The 4,100-nt window shown below is 65.4% G+C and carries 4 protein-coding genes; all 4 read right to left on the bottom strand.

From position 1 onward, the window contains the following. On the bottom strand, positions 1-1,541 hold a 1,541-nt coding region (locus L0G76_RS14610; protein WP_304357883.1), incomplete at its 3' end, for an ABC transporter ATP-binding protein. Further along, positions 1,541-2,458 (bottom strand): ABC transporter permease, encoded by a 918-nt coding sequence (locus L0G76_RS14615; RefSeq protein WP_304357884.1) that lies wholly within the window; start codon positions 2,456-2,458, stop codon positions 1,541-1,543. The genes L0G76_RS14610 and L0G76_RS14615, both read right to left, overlap by 1 nt. Next, positions 2,455-3,408, bottom strand: coding sequence for an ABC transporter permease (locus L0G76_RS14620; protein ID WP_304357885.1), 954 nt, complete (start codon positions 3,406-3,408; stop codon positions 2,455-2,457). Before L0G76_RS14620 ends, L0G76_RS14615 begins: the two co-directional genes overlap by 4 nt. A gap of 1 nt (position 3,409) precedes the next feature. Beyond that, positions 3,410-4,100: ABC transporter substrate-binding protein (locus tag L0G76_RS14625; RefSeq protein ID WP_304357886.1), on the bottom strand; the 691-nt coding region annotated here is incomplete at its 5' end.

A 4,100-nucleotide genomic window follows, 5' to 3' on the forward strand; every position in this document is an offset into this window, starting at 1 on the left:
AGTGCTGAGGTGATCTCATCGCAGACGAGGACCGAGGGTTGGTTGACCAGCGCCCGGGCGATCGCGGCTCTCTGCCGCTCACCGCCCGATAAGTCGCCTGGCCGGCGGTGGTAGAAGCTGCGCCCCAGACGCACCGAGTCCAGGGCCTCTTCGACCTGCGCCTTCCGGCTCGCGGCGGTGCCCTTCCCGCTCATCTCCAGCGGCACGGTCAGCGACTGGCCGATCGACCGTCTGGGGTTGAGGGAGGAGAACGGTGACTGGAACACGTATTGGATGCCGACTCGCTGTTCGTTCGTCCGCTTCCTGGTCGACTTGGCCAACTCCGTGCCGCGCAGGCGCACTGAACCCGAGTAGTCGTCGTTGAGGCCGGCTACGCACCGGGACAGCGTCGTCTTGCCCGACCCCGACTCCCCCAGCAGCAGCGTGCAGTCACCCGGTTCGAGGGTGAGGTTGATGCCGTCGAGGATCTGGGCCTTCCCGTATGCCAGCGCCACATCGGTGACCTGCAGCAGCGATGCATTCGCCGAGGCGGCTCCCTCGTCCGCAGAATCCGTCCGCCCCTGCGTTCCCGCAGAGTCCCCAGAGCCCGACGCCGAGTCCTCCGACGTCTCCCCGGCGCTGACGAGGATGTGCGTGGCCGCGGGCTCGGGCTCCGGTTCAGCTGCCGCGCCTTCGCCGATGGTCTTCCGCCCGGCGAGGTCCGGCACGGCCGACATGAGCATCTTGGTGTACTCATGCTGGGGGTCTTCGAGGACTGCCGTGACCGGGCCCTCTTCGACGAGGTCACCGCGCAGCATCACGGCCACCCGGTCGGAGATGTCCTTGATCACCGCGAGGTCGTGGGTGATGTAGAGGCCGGCGACATTGTTCGCGACCGTCATCTGCCGGATCGTGTCGAGGACGACGGCCTGTGTGGACACGTCGAGACCGGTCGTGGGTTCGTCGAGGATGAGCACATCGGGGTACATGGCAAAGGCCATGGCGATGCCGATGCGCTGCTGCTGTCCGCCGGAGAGTTGGTGCGGCCAGCGTTTCTGATAGGTCTTGTCGCCGGGCAGTCCGACGTCGACGAGCACCTTGGAGACTCTCTCGACGCGTTCGGCATCGGAGTTGCCGAACCCGTGGATGTCGAGGACCTCGCGGATCTGCTCGCCCACTCGCATTGCGGGGTTGAGCGAGAGTGCCGGGTCCTGCGGGATGTAGGCGATCCGCGATCCGCGCAGGGACCGCACGGCCACCTCGTCGAGTTCGACCACCTCGACGGCGGTGTCATCACCGCGGGGCCACAGGCTCACGGACCCGGAGGCGAACTTCAGACCCTCTCGGAAGTGGCCCATGCAGGCCAGGCCCGCAGTGGTCTTACCCGAACCGGACTCCCCCACGAGTCCGAGGATCTCACCGCGGCTCAGCGCGAAGTTCACTCCGTGGAGGATCTCGTTGCCGGCAGTCGTCGCGATCTTCAGATCGGTCACGCGCAGGACGATCTTCTCGTTCGGCGCGCCCGCATCATCGTGGTGGACGGTGGTTGTCTCGGTGGTCATCATGCCTCCACTGAAGTCGATGCGGTGGCCCTGGCGAAGGAGTCCGCGAGCAGGTTGGTGCCGATGGTCAGCAACGCGATGGCGATCACCGGCAGCAGCACACCCCAGGGTTGGATGCTCAGGGCGATCCGGTTCTCATTGATCATCAGGCCCCAGTCGGCCGCGGGCGGCTGCAGGCCGAGTCCCAGGAAGGACAGGGAGGCGATGTAGCCGATGGAGTAGGTCAGGCGCAGTCCGGCCTCGACGCTGAGCGGGCCGGTGATGTTGGGCAGCAGCTCACGCAGCAGCACCTTCCACCGCGGCATCGCGTACATCTCTGCGGCGAGGATGTAGTCCTCGGTGATCACGCCCAGGGTCGCAGACCTCGCGACTCGGGCGATGCGCGGGGCGTGGGTGATGCCGATGACGGTCACGAGCACCCACCCCTGCGGACCCAGCACTGTGATCGCCAGCAGCGCGAACACCAGCTGCGGGATGGCGAGGATGACATCGTTGAGGCGCATGACGATCGCGTCGAAGGTTCCACCCACATAGGCGGCGAGCATGCCGATGATCGCCCCCAGGACCATGCCCAGGGCCGTGGCGAGCACTGAGTACACGATGAGGGTCAGCCCCCCGGCGATGAACCGGGAGAGCACATCGCGTCCCAGATTGTCGGAGCCGAAGAGTCCGTAGGGGCTGAAGGGCTTCGCGACGAACTCGGTTGCGGTGTTGCCGGTCGCCCAGGGCAGCAGCAGGGGTCCGCAGAACGCCAGGAGGAGGACGATGATGGTCAGTGTCAGACCGATCTTGCCCTGCTTCTGCGCCAGCACGCGTTTGAAGAACGGGGTGTAGGTCGTCTGTGATTCCTTGGGCACCTCACCACCGTCGACCGCGCTGGATTTGAGCTCGTCGAGGTTGTTCGTATTCGTGCTCATGCTGCACTCCTCAGCTTCGGGTTGGTGAGGATGCCGACGACATCGGCCGCCAGGTTCACCACGACGTAGACAGCGGCAACGAGCATGGAGATCGCCTGCACGACCTGCACGTCACGGTAGGTCACCGCGTCGATGAGTGCTTGGCCCAGCCCCGGATAGCGGAACAGGAACTCGACGACGACCACGCCGCCGGCCAACCACGCCAGCTGGATCGCGACGACCTGTGCGACGGGGCCCAGTGCGTGGGGCACCGCATGGCGCATGATGACACGCTTCTCGGGTACGCCCTTGAGTCGGGCCATCTCCACATAGCCGGAGTCGAGGACTTCGATCATCGTCGCGCGCATCATCCGCACAATGTAGGGAGTGACGACGAGGATGAGGGTCAGGGTGGGCAGGATGAGCTGCTCGGGTCGGCCCCACACGGGTTCGCCCGGCGGAGCCAGAGTCACGGCGGGCAGGATCTGGAAGACGGAGGTGGCGAAGATCGCGATGAGACCGATGCCGATGACGAACTCGGGCATGGCCGCGAAGACAAGGCTGAGGCCCGTCATGGCCTGATCACGCCGGCCGCCACGGTGCAGTGCCTGGTAGACGCCCAAGCCGATGCCCAGAGGCACGGAGATGATGGCGGCGATGGCCATGAGGATGAACGAGTTGCCGATGCGATCGCCCAGGAGCTGCGCCACGGAACCGCCGCTGGCCGTCGAGGTGCCGAAGTCGCCGACGAAGAGCCCGCCCAGCCAGGAGAAGTAACGCTGCCAAGCGGGTTGGTTGAGGCCCAGCTGTTCGTTGAGTGCGGCGATGCGCTCCGGAGTCGCCTGCTGGCCGAGGATTGCGCGGGCCGCGTCGCCGGGCAGAAGGAGCGTGGCGCCGAAGACGAGGAGGGAGACTGCGATGAGGATGAAGGCGGAGAAGATCAGCCTGCGTCCGATGACTTTTCCGAACATGTCACACCTTTCCGATCCATACGCGGTCGAACCGCCAGCCGCTCAGGGGACGTCCCGTGGAGTTCTTGACCAGCCCGCCGACGTACTTCTGGAAGGCATCGACCTGGTTGGCGAAGCCCCAGACGATGTAACCGCCTTCGTCGTAGAGCATCTTCTGCAGTTCGTGTTCGAGATCGCGTCTCTTCTCGACCTCGGGAATGCCGCGCACCTTGTCGAAGACCTTGTTGAACGCCGGCTCGTCCCAATGGGTTTCGTTGAAAGGTGACTCTTCAAGGGCGCAGGAGATCACCTGGGGCAGGAAGTCACGGGTGTACCAGAAATCCTGGGCGAAATCCCACTGCAGGTACTGCTCGCCGAAGAACGTTGTCGCATCGACCCTGCGGATTGAGACCCGGATGCCGGCGTCGGCGGCCTGCTGGGCGAAGACCTGCGCGGATTCGACGGCACCGGACTGAATCGGAGCCGTGACCAACTCGACGTCGAGACCATCGGGGTAGCCCGCCTCGGCGAGGAGCTTCTTGGCCTTGGCAATGTCCTGTGTGCGCTGCGGGAACTCGGGGTAGTTCTCGCTCAGCGGTCCGAACATGTCGTTGCCGAGGGTGCCGAATCCGGAGAGGACCTGTTCGATCATCTGCTCCCGGTCGACGACGAGGCGGAAGGCCTGTCTCACCTTGACGTCGTCGAAGGGCGCC

Source organism: Brevibacterium picturae, assembly GCF_030453725.1.
Taxonomy (GTDB): domain Bacteria; phylum Actinomycetota; class Actinomycetes; order Actinomycetales; family Brevibacteriaceae; genus Brevibacterium; species Brevibacterium sandarakinum_A.